Source organism: Hydrogenophaga sp., assembly GCF_025699295.1.
Taxonomy (GTDB): Bacteria; Pseudomonadota; Gammaproteobacteria; order Burkholderiales; family Burkholderiaceae_C; genus Hydrogenophaga.
The window spans coordinates 108,135-130,506 of record NZ_JAILWB010000009.1 but is presented as its reverse complement, the minus strand read 5'-3'; the positions used below and the strand labels follow the sequence as shown (position 1 = coordinate 130,506).

At 67.0% G+C, this 22,372-nt stretch carries 19 protein-coding genes; 10 read left to right on the top strand and 9 right to left on the bottom strand.

Annotated features, from left to right (window positions below; translation table 11 throughout):
• Positions 1 to 95 precede the first annotated feature (95 nt).
• From K5880_RS11305 to K5880_RS11270, 8 genes are all read right to left on the bottom strand, one after another.
• A complete protein-coding gene (locus K5880_RS11305) occupies positions 96 to 1,052 on the bottom strand; it encodes a response regulator (RefSeq protein ID WP_297651809.1) in 957 nt (318 codons plus the stop codon).
• Positions 1,053 to 1,079: 27 nt separating this feature from the next.
• Positions 1,080 to 2,261: a hybrid sensor histidine kinase/response regulator gene (locus K5880_RS11300; RefSeq protein WP_297651806.1), complete on the bottom strand. Its 1,182-nt coding sequence runs from the start codon at positions 2,259 to 2,261 to the stop codon at positions 1,080 to 1,082.
• Positions 2,258 to 3,592 carry an ATP-binding protein gene (locus K5880_RS11295; RefSeq protein WP_297651803.1) on the bottom strand — a complete coding sequence of 445 codons (1,335 nt, stop codon included), beginning with the start codon at positions 3,590 to 3,592 and terminating at the stop codon, positions 2,258 to 2,260. Before K5880_RS11295 ends, K5880_RS11300 begins: the two co-directional genes overlap by 4 nt.
• A 13-nt stretch (positions 3,593 to 3,605) precedes the next feature.
• On the bottom strand, positions 3,606 to 5,012 hold the full coding sequence (locus tag K5880_RS11290; protein ID WP_297651800.1) for a class I SAM-dependent methyltransferase: 1,407 nt from the start codon (positions 5,010 to 5,012) through the stop codon (positions 3,606 to 3,608).
• A 115-nt stretch (positions 5,013 to 5,127) separates the two neighbouring features.
• Positions 5,128 to 6,990 (bottom strand): molecular chaperone HtpG, encoded by a 1,863-nt coding sequence (gene htpG, locus K5880_RS11285; RefSeq protein ID WP_297651797.1) that lies wholly within the window; start codon positions 6,988 to 6,990, stop codon positions 5,128 to 5,130.
• A 124-nt stretch (positions 6,991 to 7,114) separates the two neighbouring features.
• A complete protein-coding gene (locus K5880_RS11280; protein WP_297651794.1) occupies positions 7,115 to 8,392 on the bottom strand; it encodes an alpha/beta fold hydrolase in 1,278 nt (425 codons plus the stop codon).
• 76 nt (positions 8,393 to 8,468) lie between these two features.
• Positions 8,469 to 9,599, bottom strand: coding sequence for a pseudouridine synthase (locus K5880_RS11275; RefSeq protein ID WP_366882854.1), 1,131 nt, complete (start codon positions 9,597 to 9,599; stop codon positions 8,469 to 8,471).
• A 7-nt stretch (positions 9,600 to 9,606) separates the two neighbouring features.
• Positions 9,607 to 10,341 carry a Crp/Fnr family transcriptional regulator gene (locus tag K5880_RS11270; RefSeq protein ID WP_297651791.1) on the bottom strand — a complete coding sequence of 245 codons (735 nt, stop codon included), beginning with the start codon at positions 10,339 to 10,341 and terminating at the stop codon, positions 9,607 to 9,609.
• Positions 10,342 to 10,529: 188 nt separating this feature from the next.
• Between K5880_RS11270 and K5880_RS11265 the strand changes: the two genes are divergently transcribed.
• From K5880_RS11265 to K5880_RS11220, 10 genes are all read left to right on the top strand, one after another.
• Positions 10,530 to 12,476: an AMP-binding protein gene (locus tag K5880_RS11265; RefSeq protein WP_297651789.1), complete on the top strand. Its 1,947-nt coding sequence runs from the start codon at positions 10,530 to 10,532 to the stop codon at positions 12,474 to 12,476.
• 95 nt (positions 12,477 to 12,571) lie between these two features.
• Positions 12,572 to 13,381 carry an ABC transporter ATP-binding protein gene (locus tag K5880_RS11260; RefSeq protein ID WP_297651785.1) on the top strand — a complete coding sequence of 270 codons (810 nt, stop codon included), beginning with the start codon at positions 12,572 to 12,574 and terminating at the stop codon, positions 13,379 to 13,381.
• Positions 13,382 to 13,496: 115 nt separating this feature from the next.
• Positions 13,497 to 14,426 carry a branched-chain amino acid ABC transporter permease gene (locus K5880_RS11255; RefSeq protein WP_297651782.1) on the top strand — a complete coding sequence of 310 codons (930 nt, stop codon included), beginning with the start codon at positions 13,497 to 13,499 and terminating at the stop codon, positions 14,424 to 14,426.
• 68 nt (positions 14,427 to 14,494) lie between these two features.
• Complete coding sequence (locus tag K5880_RS11250; RefSeq protein ID WP_297651779.1) at positions 14,495 to 15,571, top strand: branched-chain amino acid ABC transporter permease; 1,077 nt, start codon at positions 14,495 to 14,497, stop codon at positions 15,569 to 15,571.
• Positions 15,572 to 15,707: 136 nt separating this feature from the next.
• Complete coding sequence (locus K5880_RS11245) at positions 15,708 to 17,045, top strand: ABC transporter substrate-binding protein (RefSeq protein ID WP_297651776.1); 1,338 nt, start codon at positions 15,708 to 15,710, stop codon at positions 17,043 to 17,045.
• Positions 17,046 to 17,160: 115 nt separating this feature from the next.
• Positions 17,161 to 17,970 carry an ABC transporter ATP-binding protein gene (locus K5880_RS11240; RefSeq protein ID WP_297651773.1) on the top strand — a complete coding sequence of 270 codons (810 nt, stop codon included), beginning with the start codon at positions 17,161 to 17,163 and terminating at the stop codon, positions 17,968 to 17,970.
• Between the two features lie 122 nt (positions 17,971 to 18,092).
• A complete protein-coding gene (locus K5880_RS11235) occupies positions 18,093 to 19,346 on the top strand; it encodes an AMP-binding protein (RefSeq protein WP_297651770.1) in 1,254 nt (417 codons plus the stop codon).
• Positions 19,347 to 19,493: 147 nt separating this feature from the next.
• Entirely contained in the window at positions 19,494 to 20,477 is a 984-nt protein-coding gene (locus K5880_RS11230) for a tripartite tricarboxylate transporter substrate-binding protein (RefSeq protein ID WP_297651768.1), read from the top strand.
• A gap of 120 nt (positions 20,478 to 20,597) precedes the next feature.
• Positions 20,598 to 20,969, top strand: a complete 372-nt coding sequence (locus tag K5880_RS11225; RefSeq protein WP_297651766.1) for a hypothetical protein — start codon at positions 20,598 to 20,600, stop codon at positions 20,967 to 20,969.
• A 62-nt stretch (positions 20,970 to 21,031) separates the two neighbouring features.
• Entirely contained in the window at positions 21,032 to 21,979 is a 948-nt protein-coding gene (locus K5880_RS11220; protein WP_297652031.1) for a tripartite tricarboxylate transporter substrate binding protein, read from the top strand.
• A 9-nt stretch (positions 21,980 to 21,988) separates the two neighbouring features.
• Here the strand turns inward: K5880_RS11220 and K5880_RS11215 are convergent, their stop codons facing one another.
• Positions 21,989 to 22,315: a DUF1840 domain-containing protein gene (locus K5880_RS11215; protein WP_297651763.1), complete on the bottom strand. Its 327-nt coding sequence runs from the start codon at positions 22,313 to 22,315 to the stop codon at positions 21,989 to 21,991.
• Positions 22,316 to 22,372 lie beyond the last annotated feature (57 nt).

The following is a 22,372-nucleotide window of genomic DNA, read 5'->3' as shown; positions in this document are numbered from 1 at the left end:
GGTCCGGATGTGAAGCAGAAGCCTATTGTGAGCGCTCACCGGCCCGAAAGTGCCCATCCCTTGCGCACTGTTTCACGCAGACCGGGCGATCCGGCTCAGGCCAGAGCCTTGCCGACGCGCTCGATGGCGTCGGCCAGCCAGTCCGGCCGCAAGGTGACCGCGGGGGCGGCCCGCACGGTCCAGGCGCCGTCCGCCGCCTCTGCCTGGGCCTGGCCACCCTGCCAGAGCAGCCAGGCCAGCCAGGCACATTGATCGGCACCGGGGCTTTCACCCGCTTTCGCACCCAGCAGCGCGGTCAGCAGCGCACCGTCGGTGAGCCGGACGCGGTCACCCTGCAGCTCGGATCCGGTGATCTGGGCCAGCACGGCCAGCGCTCCGGCGCCCTCGCGCCGGGGCCCGAACTCGCGCAACCAGTGGCGCAGATGCGCGGCAACGGCCACGCCGCGCTGCGCCTCGGCCTGCATCAGGTCGGCGTGCTCCCATTGGTGCCAGTCCACGGCGGGTTCGGCGCAGCCGGGCAGTTGCGCGGCCTGGGCAAAACGGTACAGCGCCTGCTCATGGCCCTCGCCATGGACGGCTGCGCCCACCACCACCAGGCCGGCCAGCCGGTTGGCCAGCAGCTGGCTCTGCTGGGCCATCAGCTTGTCGCGCATCAGACCGTCGCGCTCGCCGCGCAGTTCGGCCAGTTCCAGTGCGTTCTTCAGGTCCGCACGCAGGCTCTCCAGCTCCCAGGGCTTGTTGATGTAGCGGTAGATCTCGCCGGTGTTGATCGCTTCGATCGCCTCGCCCAGTTCGGAGTAGGCAGTGGTCAACATGCGCACGATGCCGGGGTAGTAGTCGCGCGCGTGCCGCAGCAACTCGTTGCCGTGCGCGCCCGGCATGCGCTGGTCGCACACCAGCACGGCCACTTCCGCGCCGTGTTCGGCCAGCACCTTGCGGCCCTCCTCCACCGAACCGGCCGTGAGCACGGGCGCCATCGGGCTGACCAGGCGTTCGAAGTACTTCAGGGCCATGGCTTCGTCGTCGACGTACAGAATTTTCACGGGCTTCACGGCTTCTCCTGATCAGATGTTCTTGGTTTATCGGGCGGAGGGGAAATAAAGCGAGATGGTGGCGCCGCGGCCGGCTTCGGAGCGCACCAGGATGGATCCCCCCAGCGAGGTCATCACGCGCCGGCAGAAGATCAGGCCCATGCCGCTGCCGCCGGCCTTGGCCCGGGTGGTCGTGGGCTCGAAGGTGAGGCGCTTGAGCACGTCGGGTGGTATGCCGGGCCCGTTGTCGCTCACATGGATGACCGCCTGCTCGGGCACGCCGGGGGTGGGTGACTCGCGCCCCAGGCCGATGTGCACGCTGGGCCGCCGGGGTGGATCGGGGCGAAGGGCCAGCAGGGCATTCTTGACCAGCGTGCACAGCACGAGGTAGAGCAGGTCGCGCCGGCCGGGCAGCTCGAAGTCGGCGGTGACGTCGCTGGTGAGCCAGCGCGCCTCGTCGTTGTCGAACGGGAACTCCTCGCGCACGGCCTGCACCAGCTGGCTGGCGCGCAGGGTGGGGGATGAGTCCGGCTGGTAGGCGTCGCGCGCGGTCTGCACGAAGGTCGACACCAGCGACTGCGCGTACGCGGCGCGGCGCTGCGCCGCCTCGATCATGAACAACACCTCGCCCGGCTTCTGCTCCTGAATGCGCGCGTCGCCGCTGCCGTCCGCCGACGCGTCGCGGTGGCGCTCGCGCATGGCCGAGAGATAGCCCTGCACCGTGGCCAGCGGGGTGGTGACTTCGTGGGCCAGAAAGCCCAGCGTTTCACGCAGGGTGGCCGCGCGCCGCTCCAGCAGGGCACGATTGCGCGCGCGCTCCTGGCTGGCAGCAAGCGCCTCGCGCAGTGCCTGGCGCGTGAGCGCCTCGTCCAGCGGCTTCTCCAGGATCTTCTCGACCTGGCCCTGGTTGACGGCCGACATGGCCACATCCTTGTCCGCGTAGGCCGAGACCAGCAGGCGAGCCACGTGCGGATACGCCTTGCGCACCTCGCCGAGCAGGGCCACGCCGTCGCGCTGGGGCATGGCGTAGTCCGTCAGCAACACGGCCACCTCGTTGCCGCGCTGCGCGAGCAACGCCAGCGCCTCGTCCACGCTCTGGGCCGTGAGCACCACGAACTCGTCGCCATAGAGCCGGGCAAACCACTTGCAGGCCTGCGGCTCGTCGTCCACCATCAGGATCGCATGGGCACCCAGCGGGCCATGCGTCACACCGCTCGATTCGGGTTTCATGATGGTGAGGGCCTCGGAAGATCAAAGGTGAATTCGGTCCAGCTGCCCGGCTCGCTCTCCACGGCCAGGGTGCCACCATGCCGCTGCACGATGCCGTAGCTCACGCTCAGGCCCAGTCCCAGGCCGGCGCCGACGTCGCGCGTGGTGAAGAAGGGCTCGAACACGCGCTCCATGTTCTCCGGCGCGATGCCCATGCCGTTGTCCCGCACCGAAACGCACAGGCGCTGCGCGCAGGGCGCCAGCCGCACCTCGATGCGGGGCTTGTCGCGCTGGGCCGCCTGTATGGCGTGCGCGGCGTTGCTGAACAGGTTGATCAGGACGCCGATGATGGCGGGTTCGTCACCCATCACGTGCGTGTCCTGCGGCATGTCGACCTCGACCTCGATGCCCTTGAGTTCATGACCGGCCAGCCGCAGGGCCGAACGCACGGCGTTCTCCAGCAGGAAGAGGCGAAGGCCCTCCTGGCCAGGCTTCTGGTAGGCGAAGGTCTTGAGGTCGGTCACGATGTTCTGGATGCGCTGCATGCCCTCGCGCGCATCCACCAGGCTCTCCTTGAGCATGGCATCCGATTCCGTCGCCGGCGAGGTCAGGCCCATGTTGATCGCCATCAGGCTGTAGTTCACGGGGTTGTTGAGCTCGTGCAGCAGGCCCGCCGACAGCGTGCCGATGGCGGCCATCTTCTCGCGCTGCAGCAGCTGGCCCTTGACTTCGGACAGTGTGGCGTTGATTTCCTTGAGCGACGCATTCTGTTCAGACACCTGCCTTTGCAGCGCGAACATGTTGTAGCGCCCCCGCTCGTTGAAATAGGTGCAGAACGAGCTGATGGTGGCCGAGAAGAGGATGAACAGCGAGATGCCCGCGAACTGGCTGAAGGCCTGCAGTCCATCCGGATGGAGATAGCATGCAATGGCGTAGAGCGCGTAAGTGAACAGGCCGAAGGTCAGGCTTTCGAGGAAGGCGATGGGCAGGATGATGCCGGTCGCGTAAAGGGCCAGGTGCAGGCCGACAAAGTAGATCGATCCAACCCCGTCCGTTGCCCAGATCATCCAGGCGATCATGATCTGCGGCAACGCCAGCCACAGCAAGGTGAGCGGACGCACCCAGCGCAGCCCACGCGGCGAATGCAGCATCCAGAGGATGACGAGCGTGAGCCCTGCGACCAGGAAGCGCGCGGGCGCCAGCGTAGTGAACGCATCGCGGTACAGCGTGTAGTCCAGCCCGAGACCCATCAGCACCAGCACGATCGAGACGATCGAACCCGCCTTGCTGTAGGCCAGCCTGAACTCGCTGAGTTCCAGGTGGTAGGGAGACAGGGGGGGTGGATTCTTCATTCTCGGCGCGGCCTCAGGGAGCTTCAGGCACGCGGAACTCCGCGAACACATTGACACCCGTTTCGTCGGTGAAGATGCGTGTGTCCACACGGGGCTCGGGAAGTACGGCCTGCAAGCCCGCTTCGTCGCGGTAGATGAGGTGCCACTCCAGCAGATGCTCCATCACGTTTTTCTGTGGATTGGCCGAGTGCACGTTGGTGACCATCACCGAGCCACCCGGGCGGGTACGCACGACGAAGTAGTCCAGCAGGCGGGAGCAGACCTTGTCCGTCAGGTAGTCGAACAAGCCGGCGCAGTAAACGAAATCGAAGACGCTGCTGTTCAGGCTGTCCTCGCGCTTGGAGGCGCGCTTGAGCAACTGGTGCACCGATTCGTGCACGTACTCGACCGCCACCGCGCGGCCACCGCGCTGGGCTGCGCGATCGATGCAGCCACGGGTGTACTCCAGCGTGGGCTCGCTGAAGTCCAGCAAGGTGAACTCCAGGCTGTCGGCGTTGGGGTCCGATTCGATGAAGCGCTGAATCTCCACCGCCGGCCCGCACGCGACGTTCAGCACCCTGACCTTGCGCCCCTCCTGTTTCGCGACCGCGGCCGCGCGCCCGAGATAGTCCACGAGGATGTCGATGCGGTTGCGGTGCGCCTGCGCCACGGCGGCTTTCAGGAAAAAGGCGTTGATGATCTGGAAATAGGTGCTGTTGCCCTGCCTCGGGTCGGCCAGGATCTGGTTGACCATTTCGTAGTCGCCCGCGTATCCGAGCGGCTTGGCGAAGGTGCGGTAGACGAATGGCGCGCGCAGCATCAGCGGATGGAGCGCCGTCTGCGCGAAGTTCCGGTGCGCGACGGAATCCTCCTCGGGAACGCGCGAGCCCTCGTCTTCGAGCCAGACGAAGTATTCGGCGCCCTTCTTCATGATGGGTCCGGCCAACTCGTCGAACACGTCAGAGCGGATGCGCCCATCGGCCTCGCGGGGCAGTACGGAAGACATGTCGGCCTGGTCGGTCCAGCGTGCGGTTTCGGCCAGAAAGGCCCGGAATTCGCTGATCGAAACCTGGTAGCTCTGCTTGATCCTGAAGCGCGACTCCCAGTTGGCCACGAAGCGCTCCGCCTCGTCGTGCACCTGGCGGATATCGCCGCGAATGGCATTGAGGTCCGACCACTCGTCGATCAATGCCACCGACACCACCGCCATGAGGCCTGTGTTGAGCAGGCTGACCACCACCGCCTTGCCCTGGTAGATGATCTGATCGCCCGAACGGATCGTCAGCTCGTTGAGCACCTCGCTGACCTGAACAATGGAGTAGGGGTTGTAGATCTCCATCACCAGCGAGCGGCGCTGCAGGCTCGTCAGGGTGCCACGCGCACTTTCGCCCTGGCTGTTGCGGAAGGTGACGACGTGATCGAAGGGGCGCTGTAGGTACACGTTGTGGCCGGTGAATCGGATGGATGGGTCAGGTGCGGTGCACTGACCCTGGATGGACTCCCCGGCCCAGAGTGTAGTCAACCGCCCGGGGGCGGCCGGGCGGTCGGGTTCGCTGTCAAATCAGCAGCGCGTTGACCCTTTTCACGTAGGCCGCCGGGTCCTCGGGCAGGCCGCCTTCGGCCAGCAGTGCCTGGTCGAACAGGATGTGGGCCAGGTCGTCGAAATGCGCGCTGCCGTCGAGCTTCTTCACCAGCGCGTGCTCCGCGTTCACCTCCAGAATGGGGCGCACCTCGGGCGCGGGCTGGCCGGCCTGCTTGAGCATGCGGGCCAGCTGCGTGGAGTAGTCGCCGTCCTCGACCACCAGGCAGGCCGGCGAGTCGACCAGGCGCGAGGTGACGCGCACGTCCTTGGCCTTGTCCTTGAGGCTTTCCTTCAGGCGCTCCAGCACCGGCTTGAAGGTTTCGGCGGCGGCTTCGGCGGCCTTCTTCTCCTCCTCGTCCTGCAGCGAGCCCAGGTCCACCGCGCCCTTGGCCACGCTCTGCAGCGGGGTGCCGTCGAACTCGGTGAGGAAGGACAGCGCCCACTCGTCCACGCGGTCCGTCATCAGCAGCACCTCGATGCCCTTCTTGCGGAACACCTCGAGCTGCGGGCTGTTCTGCGCCGCGGCGCGGTTGTCGGCGGTGATGTAGTAGATGGCCTGCTGGCCTTCCTTCATGCGCGTCTTGTAGTCGGCCAGTGACGTGAGGTCGGTGGCCTGCGTGCTGGCAAAGCGCAGCAGCTTCGCGATCTTGTCGCGGTTGGCGAAGTCCTCGCCCAGGCCTTCCTTGAGCACGGCCCCGAATTCGGCGTAGAACTTCGTGTACCTGTCGCCGTCCTTGCTCAAGTCGTCCAGCATGGCCAGCACGCGGCGGGTGTTGCCCTCGCGGATCGCCTTCACGTCGCGGCTTTCCTGCAGCAGCTCGCGGCTTACGTTGAGCGGCAGGTCGGCCGAGTCGACCACGCCCTTGACCCAGCGCAGGTACGAGGGCATCAGCGCCTCGGCCTCGTCCATGATGAAGACGCGCTTGACGTAGAGCTTGATGCCGGCCTTGCGGTCGCGGTTCCAGAGGTCGTGCGGCGCCTTGGCCGGGATGTAGAGCAACTGCGTGTACTCGGTGCTGCCCTCGACACGGTTGTGGCTCCAGGTCAGCGGGGCCTCCATGTCGTAGCTCAGGTTCTTGTAGAACTCGGTGTACTGCTCGTCGCTCACGTCCTTCTTGCTGCGCGCCCACAGGGCGTTGGCCGAGTTCACCGCCTCCCATTCGTCCTTGAGCACCTGCTCACTCTTCTCGGCGTCCCACTCCTCCTTCTGCATCAGGATGGGCAGGCTGATGTGGTCGGAATAGCGGCCGATGATGGACTTGAGCTTCCAGCGGTCGAGGTACTGGCTGGCGTCGTCGCGCAGGTGCAGGATCACGCTGGTGCCGCGCGCGGGGCGTTCGATGGCCTCGACCTCGAAGTCGCCGGTGCCGCCGCTGGTCCAGCGCACGCCTTCGGCCGCGGGCAGGCCGGCGCGGCGCGACTCGACGGTGATCTTGTCGGCCACGATGAAGCCGGAGTAGAAACCCACGCCGAACTGCCCGATGAGCTGGGCGTCCTGCTTCTGGTCGCCACTGAGGCGGCTCATGAAGTCCTTGGTGCCGCTCTTGGCGATGGTGCCCAGGTGGTCGATCGCCTCCTGCGCGCTCATGCCGATGCCGTTGTCGGTGATGGTGATGGTCTTCGCCTCCCGGTCGAAGCCCACGCGCACCTCCAGCGTGGGCGCGTCCTCGAACAGGGCCGCGTTGTTCAGGGCCTCGAAGCGCAGCTTGTCGCATGCGTCCGACGCGTTGGACACCAGCTCGCGCAGGAAGATGTCGGGGTTGGAGTACAGCGAATGCGTGACGAGGTGCAGCAGCTGCGCCACCTCGGCCTGGAAGGACAGGGTTTGTTTGCTCATGGGAATCGGCTGACTTGAAAACAGGGGGAAGGACGCGCCTGCGAGCGCGGCGCGAGGCGGAATTATGGGCGGGCCGCCGGTTTTCAAGCGTCGGCGGCGCGCATCTGACGATTCAGACGGTCATTCAATCCGCCTCATCGTGCGCCACGGGCCCCAGCCACTGCAGCAATTGCTGCGCCACCACCGGGCTGGACAGCAGCTCCAGGTGGCCGGTGCGGAACACGGTGCGCTGGCTCTCGCGCGCGAACACCAGGCGGTGGTGCGGGTCGTCGTGCTGGCCCAGGGCGCTGCGCAGCGGCACCAGGCCGTCGCCCAGCAGCCGGTCGGCCAGCAGGCCGCGCTGGGGCGCGAGCGTGGCCGCGACGGTGAAACAGGCCACGCCCTCGGGCAGGGGCAGGGGTTCGCGGTGGTCCACGCCGGAGCCAAAGCGCGCGCGGCCCTGCCAGTCGCTGTCGAGCACGTGGCCGTGCCGAAGGTCGGTGATGCCGGCACTGCGCATCTGTCCCAGGCGGGAGAAGGGCGCGGTGAAAGGGGTCGCGGCCAGCAGCACGTCCACCCCATGGCCGGCACGCTCAAGCGGCGCGCCGTGGTGCGGCGTGCCCAGGAACACCATGTGCCTGAGCAGCGGGCGCCAGCGGTGGGCGTCCCGCTGCGCCACCTCGCAGGCGGCGCGCGCCACCAGTCCGCCCATGCTGTGGCCGACCAGGGTGATGGATTCGAGCGGCACCGGCCACTGCGCGGCGAGCCATTCCAGCTGGCGCGCGAACTCGCGCCCGTTGGTCGAGGTGTGCAGGCCGCTGTTGTAGCGCAGGTAGACCGGCGTGCAGCCCAGCGCCTGCGCCAGGAAGGCGCCGTGGTCGTGGCCGTTGCGCAGCCACTGCGTGTCGTTCATGCACAGGCCGTGCAGCAGCACGAGCAGGTGCGGCGAGGCACCGACCAGGCGTTCCTGCAGGGCCTGCGGGCGCTCCAGCACCAGGCGACGGCCCTGATGACGCAACTCCATGGCCTGCGCCAGCGGGTTGCCGCTCTCCAGCAACCGGTCGCCCAGCACACCATTGAGGGCCGCCAGCACGGCCTCGCGGGCGGGCGAGGGTTCCGGGTGGCGCGAAGGGTCGTCCACCATGGGCAGCAGGACCGCCAGCGCGCTGTCCAGGCCATGGCCGACAAGCTGGGTGACGCCGCGGATGCCCTGGTAGATCTGCCCCGTGAGGCCACCGGTGCGCCCGGGCGCCGTGCCCGCGGGCAGGCCCAGGCGGTCGCGCACCGACTGGTGCACGCCCTCGGCCACGCCGATCACGCCGGTGGTGGCCTGCGCGGCCAGGCGCACCGCCGCGCGCAGGTCGGTAGGCCGCACGTGCCGCAGCAGGGCCTTGGGTTTGGGCGGCGGCTGGGGTGGGTCCATGGGCCATTGTGGACGGGAGCGGCCCGAAAGTGTGTGACATCGGGCACCGCCCGACGGCCGACGGCGCGGGCCGGACTCAGAACTGTTCGTCCGCCCGCAGGTAGCGCCATTGCCCCACCGGCAGGTTGCCCAGCACCACCTTGCCGATGCGGATGCGCTTCAAGCCCACCACATGCAGGCCGACCTGCTCGCACATGCGCCGGATCTGGCGCTTCTTTCCTTCGGTGAGCACGAAGCGCAGTTGCTCGGGGTTCTGCCAGTCCACCTGGGCGAGACGCAGGGCCTGGCCGTCCAGACTCAGACCGTGGCGCAACAGCGCCAGTTGCGCGGGCGGGAAGACCGCCTGCACGTTCTGCGCGACCACGCCCGCGCCCTGCGGGCCGTTGGGCGCGAACTGCACGCGCACCAGGTATTCCTTCTCCACGCCGCTGCTCTCACCGATCAGCGTGCGCGCCACGCGGCCGTCCTGCGTGAGCACGAGCAGGCCGGTGGAATCGATGTCAAGCCGGCCCGCGGGCGCCAGGCCACGCGTGTGCTCCGGGGCAAAGCGCCGGCCGTCGGCGGGGGTCTTCGCGTCGCCGCGCCACTGGCTGGGCGCACCGATCAGCGTGGCGGCGGCCTCGTGCCCGTCCTCGGGCTGGCCGCTCACATAACCCACCGGCTTGTGCAGCAGGATGGTGACCTGCCCCGCCTGCTGGTGGCGCGCCTGGGGCAGCACCTCCACCCGGGCATCGGGCGGCACGGGCATGCCCATGACCGCGGGCTCGCCGTTGACCAGCACCCAGCCACGCGCGATCCATTCGTCGGCCTCGCGACGCGAGCACAGACCAAGGTCGGCCATGCGCTTGTTGAGGCGGATTTCGCCGCGCACGTTGCCGACGCGGGCGAGGTCGGGCCGGTGCGGCGGGGGCGGGCGCGGCGCGGCCGCTGGGCCACGGGGCTGTCGGTCGGCGTTGCCATAGGGCGGGTCGGCGCGGCGCGGCGCCGCTCGCGCGGGGCGCTCACCGGCGGGGCCCGTCCGCTGGGTGCCGGCGCCCGGCAAGGGTTCGCGCGGCGGCTTGGGGGCCGAGGCCGACACGCTTTTTGCCCGCGCGGGGCCGGGCGGGCGCACCGGAGCACGGCGCGGCGCAAACGGGTCGGCGGGGGTCTTGCTGGCAGCACCCGGTTTCAGCTTGAGCGTGCGGGCAGCGGGTTTGTCGGTCGTCATGGGTCGATCATGCTTCATCAAGGACGCCCGATCGCAGCGCGGCGAGATCAAGCACACGCAGACCACCGTATTCCACGCGGATCCAGCCCTTCGCGGCCAGCGTGGTCAGCGCCTCGTTGACACGCTGGCGCGACAGACCCACCAGATAGGCCAGCTCCTGCTGGGTGATGCGCAGGACCCCGGCCACGTTGGGCGAGAGCAGCGGGTGGAACAGCGCAGCCAGGTTGCGTGCCACGCGCAGGTCCGGGTTGTTCAGGCGGTCGATCTCGCGCGCCGCGATGAACTGACCCAGGCGCTCGTTGAGCTGGTGCATGACGAAGCGGTTGAAGCCGATCGAGTGGTCCAGCAGCCAGTCGAAGGTTTCCACCGGCAGGCCCGCCACGCGGCTCTTGCGCAGCGCCAGGATGTTGTAGCGGTAGTGCTCGTGCTTGAGCACCGTGCCCTCGCCGAACCAGCCACCGGGCGCCACGCCGGTGAAGGTGATCAACGGCCCCTGCGAGTCGTCGTTGCTCATTTTGAGCAGGCCGTCGACCAGACCGAACCAGTAGGTCACGGGCCGGCCGAAACGGCAGAGGTGGTCACCCGCCTCGGCCTCGCCCACCACCAGCGCGGCCACGGCACGTTCGCGTTCGACCGGCGTGAGGCGCTCCAGCCAGGGAATTTCGGCCAGTTCCGCTTCGGTGGGCGGCCGCGCGCGGTCGCGCAGCACGCTGCCGGAACGGTGAGGGGTGAAGGGGCTCATGGGGATACGGGGGAGGCTCGCGGACGGAAGCCCAACGCTAGGGGAAAGTCCTAGGAGGGATGACCCGGAATTGTCGTCGAACCGACAACATGACGTCAAACGAAGACCTACCATGCGCTGCAGAACGCAATGTCCTGCTTGGGACATGGGCGATGCCGGCACCCCGAGACCGGACTCAGGAGACACGCATGCAGACCACTTTTCCCCAGTTGCTGCTGGGCCACGCCCGCAGCCGCCCCGAAGGCGCCGCCATGCGCGAGAAGGAATACGGCATCTGGCAGACCACCACCTGGGCGCAGATGGCGCAGCTGGTGGAAGCGCTGGCTTGCGGCCTGCACCAGGCAGGCTTGCGGCGCGACGAGCACATGGTGGTCATTGGCGCGAACCGCCCCCGCCTGTATGCAACGATGCTGGCGGCACAGTCGCTGGGGGCGATTCCCGTGCCGCTGTACCAGGACGCGGTGGGGGGCGAGTGCGTCTTCCCGATCAACAACGCCGAGGTGCGTTTCTGCGTGGTGGAAGACCAGGAGCAGGTGGACAAGATGCTGGAGATCCGCGAGCGCTGCCCGCAACTCAGCCACATCTACTATGACGACCCGCGCGGGCTGCGCAACTACAACCAGGCGGGGCTTGACGCGCTGGGCGCGCTGATCGAGGCGGGCCAGGCGTTCTCGAGCGCGCAGCCGGACTTCTTTGGCACCGAAGTGGCCAAGGCCCGGCCCGATGACGTTGCCGCCATGTTCTTCACCAGCGGCACGACGGGCAACCCCAAGGGCGTGGTGCACACCCACCACACGTTGATCGACCGCGCCGCGGTGGGCGCGCGGTTCGACAAGCTCACCAGCGCCGACGAGGTGCTGGCCTACCTGCCGCCCGCCTGGATCGGGCAGAACATCTTCTCCTACGCGCAATGGCTGGTGGCAGGGTACGTGGTCAACTGCCCGGAGTCGGCTTCCACCGTGACGATCGATCTGAAGGAGGTGGGGCCGACGTACTACTTCGCGCCCCCGCGGGTGTTCGAGGGCTTGCTCACCAGCGTGATGATCCGCATGGAGGACGCGGGTGCAATCAAGCGCCAGATGTTCCATCACTTCATGGAGGTGGCGCGCCGCGTGGGCCCCGATCTCATGGATGGCAAGGCAGTGGGGCTGCTCGATCGGCTCAAGTACCGCCTGGGCGACTGGCTGGTGTATGGCCCGCTGAGAAACAACCTGGGCATGAGCCGCGTGCGCGTGGCCTACACCGCGGGCGAGGCCATCGGGCCCGACCTCTTCAGCTTCTACCGCTCCATCGGGGTCAACCTCAAGCAGCTCTACGGCTCCACCGAGACCGCCGTCTTCGTCTGCCTACAACCCGATCATGAGGCGCGCGCGGACACCGTAGGCGTGCCCTGCGAGGGTGTGGAGATCAAGCTCTCGGACTCGGGCGAGATCCTGGTGAAGTCACCCGGACTGCTCAAGGGTTACTACAAGAACGAGGCGGCCACGGCCGAAGTGCTCAGCGCCGATGGCTGGTACCACACGAGCGACGCGGGATTCATCGACGCGAGCGGACACCTGAAGATCATCGACCGGGTCAAGGACGTCGGCCGCCTGAAGGGCGGCGACTTCGACGGCGCCATGTTCGCGCCCAAGTACGTGGAGAACAAGCTCAAGTTCTTCTCGCACATCAAGGAGGCGGTGGCCTTTGGCGACCAGCGCGAGCGCGTGTGCGTGATGATCAACATCGACTTCGACGCCGTGGGCAACTGGGCCGAGCGACGCAACCTCTCCTATGCCGGCTACACCGACCTGGCGCAGAAGCCCGAGGTCTATGAGCTCATCCGCGAATGCGTGGAGCAGGTGAATGCCGACCTGTCGCGCGACGAGCTGCTCGCGGGCAGCCAGATCAGCCGCTTCCTGGTGCTGCACAAGGAACTCGATGCGGACGACGGCGAGCTCACGCGCACGAACAAGGTGCGCCGCGGCTTCATCGGCGAGAAGTACGGCGTGCTGGTCGATGCGCTCTACGGCGGCAAGGCCGAGCAGTACATCGAGACGCAGGTGAAGTTCGAGGACGGGCGCACGGGTTCGGTGAGTGCGACGCTGCAGATCCGCGACGCAAAAACCTTCGCACCCGTCAAGGCTGCCGCATGAGCGCCGTTGCCACCGTTCGCGCTGAACTGGTCGAAGCCCCTCCAAGCCAACAACGCCAGAGCCCACCGACCGGCTCCGGGCGATCGGAAGTTGCCATGAACGACAAGAAGATCGGCGAGGTCATCCTCAACGTCAACAACATCAGCCTGAGCTTCGGTGGCGTCAAGGCGCTCACCGACATCAGCTTCGACGTGCGCGAGCACGAGGTGCGGGCCATCATCGGGCCCAATGGTGCCGGCAAGAGCTCCATGCTCAACTGCATCAACGGCGTGTACCAGCCGCAAGAGGGCTCGATCAGCTTTCGTGGGCAGACCTTCAAGCACATGAACAGCCGACAGGTAGCCGAGATGGGCATTGCGCGCACCTTCCAGAACCTGGCGCTGTTCAAGGGCATGAGCGTGATCGACAACATCATGACCGGGCGCAACCTGCGCATCAGGAGCAACCTGTTTGCGCAGGCGTTTCGCAACCCCTTCGCCAACCTGAAATTTCTGGGCGGGGCGCAGAAGGAAGAAGAGGCGCAGCGCGAGTTCGTCGAGCACATCATCGACTTCCTGGAGATCCAGGCGCACCGCAAGACGCCGGTGGGCCAGTTGCCCTACGGGCTGCAAAAGCGCGTGGACCTGGGCCGCGCGCTGGCCATGGAGCCGCAGGTGCTGCTGCTGGACGAGCCCATGGCGGGCATGAACCTGGAGGAGAAGCAGGACATGAGCCGCTTCATCCTGGACGTGAACGACGAGTTCGGCACCACCATCGTGCTCATCGAGCACGACATGGGGGTGGTCATGGACATCTCCGATCGCGTGGTGGTGCTCGACTACGGCAAGAAGATCGGCGACGGCACGCCCGAGGAAGTCCGCAACAACGAGGAGGTGATCAGCGCCTACCTCGGCACGAGTCACTGATGGAACACCCCCGCCGCGCTTTGCGCGACCCCCTCAAGGGGGCGGCGCCTGCGGCCTGGCAAAGCCAGTTCCGCGGCACCCCTGATTGGCACCCTCTTCGCGAACGGATGTAACCATGGCGTTTTTTCTGGAAACTCTTCTTGGTGGCCTGATGGCCGGCATGCTTTATTCCCTCGTGGCCCTGGGCTTCGTGCTCATCTTCAAGGCCTCGGGCGTGTTCAACTTCGCGCAAGGCGCGATGGTGCTCTTCGCTGCCCTGGCCATGGCGCGCTTTGCGGAGTGGGTGCCGCAGTGGCTGGGTCTGGAGAGCAAGTTCCTGGGTAACCTGGTCGCCTTTGCGCTGGCCGGCGCACTCATGTTCGTGCTGGCCTGGCTGATCGAGCGCCTGGTGCTGCGCCACCTGGTCAACCAGGAGGGCGTGACGCTGCTGATGGCCACGCTGGGCATCACCTACTTCCTCGACGGTCTGGGCCAGACCATCTTCGGCTCGGACATCTACCAGATCGATGTGGGCATGCCCAAGGATCCGGTGTTCCTGTTCGAGAGCACCTTCGAGGGCGGCGTGCTGGTCAATCTGGAGGATGTCTACGCGGCCTGCGTGGCCGCCCTGCTGGTGGGCGCACTCTCGCTGTTCTTCCAGAAGACGGGCACGGGGCGCGCGCTGCGCGCGGTGGCCGACGACCACCAGGCCGCGCAGTCCATCGGCATTCCGCTCAACCGCATCTGGGTCATCGTCTGGTTCGTCGCCGGCGTCACCGCGCTGGTCGCGGGCGTGATCTGGGGCTCCAAACTGGGCGTGCAGTTCTCGCTGACCACGGTGGCGCTGCGCGCGCTGCCTGTGATCATCCTGGGTGGCCTGACCTCGGTGCCCGGCGCCATCATCGGCGGACTGATCATCGGCGTGGGCGAGAAGCTCTCCGAGGTGTATCTCGGCCCCTTCGTGGGCGGCGGCATCGAGATCTGGTTCGCCTATGTGCTCGCGCTGGTCTTCCTTCTCTTCCGGCCCCAGGGGCTCTTCGGCGAAAAGATCATTGACCGAGTCTGAATGCCTTGTGGGTCAGACCACGATTTGCGCAGCAAATGTGCTCTGACCCCAACTGATCAGGAAACACCATGTTCTACAGAGAAAACGGTCAGTTCAAGACCTCCTACCGCACCGACCAGCAGATCTTCCCGATCGCGCAGGACCGCTGGGCCATCCTCGCGCTCGTCGCCTTTGCCTTCATCGGCGTGCCGATGCTGGTGGACGAATACATGTTCCGCGCCATCCTCATCCCCTTCCTGATCCTGGCGCTGGCCGCCCTGGGGGTGAACATCCTGGTGGGCTACTGCGGCCAGATCAGCCTGGGCTCGGGCGCCTTCATGGCGGTGGGTGCCTACATGGCCTACAACACCTATATCCGCATCGAGGGCATGCCGCTGATCATCGCGCTGCTCTCGGGCGGCTTCTTCGCCACACTGGTGGGCATCCTCTTCGGCATACCCAGCCTGCGCGTGAAGGGGCTCTATCTGGCCGTGGCCACCCTGGCCGCGCAGTTCTTCTGCGACTGGGCGTTCCTGCGCATCGGCTGGTTCACCAATAACACGGCCTCGGGCTCGGTCTCGGTCTCCAATCTCTCGGTGCTGGGCTGGACCATCAACACCCCGGTGGAGAAGTACCTCTTCTGCCTGGGCTTCCTGGTGGTCTTCGCGTTGCTGGCCAAGAATCTGGTGCGCTCGGCCATCGGGCGCGAGTGGATGGCCATCCGCGACATGGATGTGGCCGCAGCCGTCATCGGCATCCGCCCCATGTACGCCAAGCTCAGCGCCTTCGCGGTGAGCAGCTTCATCGTGGGCGTTGCCGGCGCCCTGTGGGGCTTCGTGCACCTGGGCTCCTGGGAGCCCGCGGCCTTCTCCATCGACCGCTCCTTCCAGTTGCTGTTCATGGTGATCATCGGCGGCATGGGCTCCATCATGGGCAGCTTCTTCGGCGCGGCCTTCATCGTCGTGCTGCCCATCTTCCTCAACCAGTTCCTGCCCGCCGTGGGCTCGCTCGTGGGCGTGGAGATTTCCACCGCGGCCATCTCCCACACCGAGTTCATGGTCTTCGGTGCCTTGATCGTCTGGTTCCTCATCGTCGAGCCCCACGGCCTCGCCCGCCTGTGGAGCATCGGCAAACAGAAGTTGCGGCTCTGGCCCTTTCCGCACTGAGTTCGGCTCTGCCGCTTTTGCGCCGGCGTGATCCGGGAGAACCCGATCCGGGTCACTCCCGATGACCGCCAGAGGCAGACGGTTTGAACTGAAGGGCCCTGTGTTTTTGTGTGTGATCTTTATAGGAGACAACGAGATGAAGCTGCGAAACCTTGTACTTTCCGTGTCCGTGGCCTGCGCCGGCCTGTCCGCCGCGCTGGTCGCTCCGAGCGCCATGGCCCAGGCCAAGGAGCAGTTCTTTCCGGTGCTGGTCTACCGCACCGGCGCCTACGCGCCCAACGGCGTGCCCTTCGCCAACGGCTACGTGGACTACCTCAAGCTGGTCAACGAGCGCGGAGGCATCAACGGCGTGAAGGTCTCCTGGGAGGAATGCGAGACCGGCTATGCCACCGACCGTGGTGTGGAGTGCTATGAGCGCCTCAAGGGCAAGAACGGCGGTGCCACGGTGTTCCAGCCGCTGTCCACCGGCATCACCTTTGCGCTGACCGAGAAGGCCCCTGGCGACAAGATTCCGCTGATCACGGCCGGCTATGGCCGCAGCGAATCGGCCGACGGTGGCGTGTTCAAGTGGAACTTCCCGCTCTCGGGCACCTACTGGGTGGCGGCCGACACGCTGGTCCAGCACATCGCCAAGAAGGAAGGCGGTCTGGACAAACTCAAGGGCAAGCACATCGCGCTGGTCTACCACGACAGCCCCTTCGGCAAGGAACCCATCCCGCTGCTGCAGGAGCGTGCCGCCATGCACGGCTTCAAGCTCAGCCTGTTGCCGGTCACGCACCCCGGCGTGGAGCAGAAGTCCACCTGGCTGCAGATCCGCCAGAGCCGTCCGGACTACGTGCTGAACTGGGGCTGGGGTGTGATGAACTCGACCGCTCTGAAAGAAGCCCAGGCGACCGGCTACCCGCGCGAGAAGATGTATGGCGTGTGGTGGGCCGGCGCCGAACCCGATGTGAAGGACGTGGGCGCGGGCGCCAAGGGCTACAACGCCATCATGATGCAGCACGGCGCCGAACCCGACTCCGCCGTGGCCAAGGAAATCCTGACCAAGGTGCACGGCAAGGGCAACGGCACGGGTCCGAAGGAAGAGGTGGGCCAGGTGCTGTACATGCGCGGCCTGCAGGCGGCCATGCTGGCGGTGGAAGGCGTGCGCGCTGCGCAGGAACGCTTCGGCAAGGGCAAGGTCATCAGCGGCGAGCAGGCGCGCTGGGGCTACGAAAACCTGAACCTGACCCAGGCCAAACTCGACGCACTGGGCTTCAAGGGCGTGATGCGCCCGATCTCCACCAGCTGCCAGGACCACATGGGTGCCTCGTGGGCCCGCGTGCACACCTGGGATGGCAGCAAGTTCGTCTGGACCTCCGACTGGTTGCAGGGCGATGAGCAGATCATCAAGCCCATGGTCAAGGCAGCCGCGGACAAGTACGCAGCCGAGAAGAAGCTGACCCGCCGCACGGGCGCCGACTGCCAGAGCTGATGTAGCACCCCCGCCGCGCTGCGCGCGACCCCCTCAAGGGGTCGTCCTCGCAGTCGCGGCGCCATTCGCAAGGCCGGCGCGCCGCGCCTTGCGAATGGTCGTCAAGGAACATTTCATGAACACCCCCAGCACCGTCCTCAACGTCAGCGGCATCGAGGTCATCTACAACCACGTCATCCTCGTGCTCAAGGGCGTCTCGCTCAACGTGCCCGAGGGCAAGATCGCCGCCATCCTGGGCGGCAACGGCGCGGGCAAGACCACCACATTGCGCGCCGTCTCCAACCTGCTGCGCGCCGAACGCGGCGAGGTCACCAAGGGAAGTATCGAACTGCGCGGCGAGCGCATCGAGAACCTCTCGCCCGCCGACCTCGTGCAGCGCGGTGTGGTGCAGGTCATGGAAGGGCGCCACTGCTTCGCCCACCTCACCATCGAAGAGAACCTCCTGACCGGCTCCTACACCCGCAAGGACAAGGCCGAGATCGCGCGCAACCTGGAGAAGGTCTACACCTACTTCCCGCGCCTGAAGACCCGGCGCACCAGCCAGGCCGCCTACACCAGTGGCGGCGAGCAACAGATGTGCGCCATCGGCCGCGCCCTCATGACCAACCCCAGCGTCATGCTGCTCGACGAACCCTCCATGGGCCTGGCGCCGCAGATCGTCGAAGAGGTGTTCGAGATCGTCAAGGACCTCAACCAGAAGGAGGGCGTCACCTTCCTGCTGGCCGAGCAGAACACCAACATGGCACTCAAGTACGCCGACTACGGCTACATCATGGAGAGCGGGCGCATCGTGATGGACGGCGTGGCCAGCGAGCTGCGCAACAACGAGGACGTCAAGGAGTTCTACCTCGGCATGGGCGGGGGCGAGCGCAAGTCCTTCAAGGACGTCAAGAGCTACAAGCGCAGGAAAAGGTGGCTCGCGTAGCGCGCCCACTCCCGCGCCGCGCCGCCGGCGCGTCATCCCCTCAAGGGGGCGATGCCTGCGGCCCGGCCTAGCCGGTTCCGCGGCATCCCTGGTTCCAGTCACCTCACTCGCACATTGCAGCCATGGCACAGACCGAATTCTTCGACGCACTGGAAACCCGTTCTACCGCACAGCGCGAGAGCGAGCAGATGGCCGCGCTCGCGCGGCAGGTCGCGCATGCACAGGCGCACAGCACGGCCTTCGCCGAAATACTGCAAGGGGTGGACGCGCCCGAGATCCACAGCCGCGACGCCCTGGCCCGCTTGCCGGTGACGCGCAAGAGCGCGCTGCTGGAGCGCCAGCGGGCGCAGCGTACCACCGATGTGTTTGGCGGGTTCTCCGCGCTGGTGCGCGGCCCGCAGATGCGGCGCGTGTTCGCTTCGCCCGGACCGATCTACGAGCCCGAAGGCGTGACGCAGGATTACTGGCGCGCGGGCCGCTGCCTGTTCGCCGCGGGCTTTCGCGCAGGCGACCTGGTGCACAACGCGTTCAGCTACCACATGACCCCCGGCGCATTCATTCTCGAGTCCGGCGCGCACGCGGTGGGGTGCAGCGTGTTCCCCGCCGGGACCGGGCAGACCGAACAGCAGCTGCAGGCGATCGCCGACCTGCGGCCGGACGCCTACACGGGCACACCGAGCTTCCTTCGCATCCTGGTGGACAAAGCGATGGAACTGGACAGCGACATCGGCAGCCTGCGCAAGGCTGTCGTGGGCGGCGAGGCGTTTCCGCCCAGCCTGCGCGACTGGTTCACTGAACGCGGCCTGGCGGTCTACCAGAGCTACGCCACCGCCGACCTCGGCCTGGTGGCCTACGAGACGAAGGCCCGCGAGGGTCTGGTGCTTGACGAGGGCGTGATCGTGGAGATCGTGCGTCCCGGTACCGGCGACCCGGTGCCCGAGGGCGAGGTCGGCGAACTGGTGGTGACCACGCTCAACCCCGCCTATCCGCTGATCCGCTTCGGCACCGGCGATCTGTCGGCCATCCTGCCTGGCCACTGCCCCACCGGGCGCACGGCCCCCCGCATCAAGGGATGGATGGGGCGCGCGGACCAGACCACCAAGGTGCGCGGCATGTTCGTGCACCCCTCGCAGGTGGCCGACATCGCACGCCGCTTTCCCCAGGTGCGCAAGGCCCGGCTGGTGGTCAGTGGCGAAATGGCGAACGATCATATGTGCCTGCAGGTCGAAGCCAGCGAGGCCGACGAAGGACTGCGCACCCTGATCGAGACCGCGGTGCGCGACGTGACCAAGTTGCGCGGTCAGGTCGAACTGGTGCAGCCCGGCAGCCTCCCCAACGATGGCAAGGTGATCGAGGACGCTCGAACCTACCAATGAGCCGCCCGGACCGGATCCGGCATGGCCCATGGCGGTGCTGCAGGTCGGCAAAGGGTTTTCCCGCTCTGCACGCTAAGTAATTTCCGCGATTTGGGGTGCCGCTCGGGGCGCTACCATCGCATCCATCTACAACCCCCGGAGTACCGTATGAAGAAGCTTCTCACGCTGGCCCTGACTGCAGCCGTATCGGCAGGCGCGTTTGCGCAAGCTTTCCCCAGCAAGCCCATCACCTTCGTGGTGCCCTTCGCGGCCGGCGGTCCCACTGACCTCGTGGCGCGCCAGCTGGCCGAGGCCATGCGCAAACCCCTGGGCGACGCCAACATCGTGGTGGAAAATGCCGCCGGCGCCGGTGGCACCATCGCAGGCACCAAGGTGGCGCGCGCCACGCCCGACGGCTATACCCTGCTGGTCTGGCACATTGGCATGGCCGCCACCACCAGCCTGTACCGCAAGCAGCAGTTCAAGCCGCTGGAAGACTTCGAGTACCTGGGCATGATCAACGACGTGCCCATGACACTGCTGGGCTCGCCCAAGCTGCCAGCCAACACCTACCGCGACTTCGAGGCCCACATCCGCGCCAACGGAGGCAAGCTCAACCTGGCCCACGCCGGCCTGGGTTCGGCCTCGCACCTGTGTGGCCTGATGTGGCAGTCGGCCGTGAAGCTGGACAAGTCGATGACCACCATCGCCTACCGCGGCACCGGCCCGGCCATGAACGACCTGATCGGCGGCCAGGTGGACGTGATGTGCGACCAGACCACCAACACCACGTCGCAGATCGAAGCCGGCCGTGTGAAGGCCTTCGCCGTGACCACCGCCCAGCCCCTGTCCAAGCACAAGCTGCTCAAGGACTACCCGTCGCTGCAGGAAATGGGCCTCAAGGGCTTCAACCTGACCATCTGGCACGCGCTGTACGCGCCCAAGGGCACGCCGGCCGACGTGGTCAAGAAGATCAACGACGCGCTGCAGGTGGCCCTGAAGGACCCCGAGTTCATCAAGCGCCAGGAAGCGCTGGGCGCGCTGGTCGTGAACGACAACCGCGTCACCCCGGCCGGCCACAAGGCCTTCGTGGGCGACCAGATCGTCAAGCTCAAGGCCGTGATCGACGCGGCCGGCCAGTTCGCGGACTGATTGTTGAGCACCCCCGCCGCGCTCCGCGCGACCTCCTCCAGGGGGCGATGCCAGTGGCCCGGCAGAGCCGGGTCCACGGCATCCGCTGGAAGGGGACCCGCTCGCCGGTGAGGTAGCGACATGACCCCGATCCGGGTGGTGGACTCCATCACCGAACTGCAGCCCGCCGATGCGGGCTGCATTGCTTTGAGCGGATCGCACGGCGGGTTGAGCTCGGCGCGCTATGCCCTGGCCGCGCGGCCGCTGCTGGCGGTCTTCAACGATGCCGGGGTCGGCAAGGACGGCGCCGGCATCGCTGGCCTGGCGCTGCTGCAGACCCATGGCATTGCCGCCTGCACGGTGTCGCATACGAGCGCGCGCATCGGTCAGGCAGCTTCTACACTGGCCGATGGCGTGCTCAGCCACGCCAATGCCGCCGCCCTGGCACTCGGTCTGCGGACCGGCCAGGCACTGGCTTCCCAAATCGAAAGACTGTTCAGGAGACCCGCATGACGACACCCACCACCTTCCCCCGCCGCCGCCTTGTCGCCCTGGCCACGCTGGCCGTCGCCGGCATGGTCCTGCCCGGACTGGCCGCGGCGCAGGGCGCCTGGCCGAACAAGCCGGTGCGCATCGTCGTGCCGTTCGCACCCGGCGGCACCACCGACATCCTGGCCCGCGTGCTCGCGCCCGAGCTGACCAAGGCCTTCGGCCAGCCCTTCGTGGTCGACAACCGCGCCGGTGCCGGCGGCAACATCGGTGCCGACGTGGTGGCCAAGTCGCCCGGCGACGGATACACCCTGCTCATGGGCACGGTGGGCACGCACGGCATCAACAAGTCGCTGTACTCGAAGCTGCCCTATGACCCGCAGAAGGACTTTGCGCCCATCACCCTGGTGGCCGGCGTGCCCAACGTGATGGTGATGAACACCAGGCGAGCACAGGAGCTGGGCGTCAACAGCGTGGCCGACTTTGTGAAGTACGCCAAGTCCCGCCCGGGTCAGCTCAACATGGCTTCCAGCGGCAACGGCACCTCGATCCATCTGGCCGGCGAGCTGTTCAAGTCGCGTACCGGCGTCTTCATGACCCACATCCCCTACCGCGGCTCCGGTCCGGCCATGACCGACATGCTGGCCGGCGCGATGGACGTGATGTTCGACAACCTGCCTTCGGCCATGCCGCACATCAAGTCGGGCGCGCTCACGGCGTTCGCGGTGACCAGCGGCGTGCGCTCGGCGGCCCTGCCCGACGTGCCCACCGTGGCCGAGGCGGGCAATCTCGCCGGTTTTGAGGCCAGTTCATGGTTCGGCCTGCTGGCCCCGGCCGGCACGCCCGCTGACGTGGTGAGCCGCCTGCAACAGGAAACCGCCAAGGCCTTGAGTCAACCTGCCGTGAAAGAGCGCCTGCTCGCGCAGGGCGCGATCCCGGGCGGCAACACGCCGCAGGAGTTCACCCGCATGATCGATGCGGAAATCGCGAAATGGGCGCCGGTGGTCAAGGCCTCGGGCGCACGCGTCGACTGACGGCGTCGATCAGACGCCCCAGACGATCTCGACCCCGGCCTTCTCGCAGCGCTGCAGCATCTCGATGAACGGGGTGCTGCGCATGCGCAGGCTGACCGGGTCGAAGTGGGGCGGTGGCTCGCCACGGGTCTGCGCTTCCTCCTTCAGGCGCTTCTGGCGCGCCTCGTCCTCCTCCACCGCGGCTCGGATAGCCTGCACAGCCGCGGGCATCTGGTCGGGCTGAACCACGCCAGGACCCGAGGGGTCCTTGCCCATGATTTCGAGCATGCGGCGGCCATGCTGCTCCAGCATGACAAGGTCGCCCGTTTCACGGGACTTGAATCGGTACACAGACATCGTGTGCCTCCTGTGGTGAGGTGCAAGACCATTCTTGCACCAATGCGCCGCTGAGAC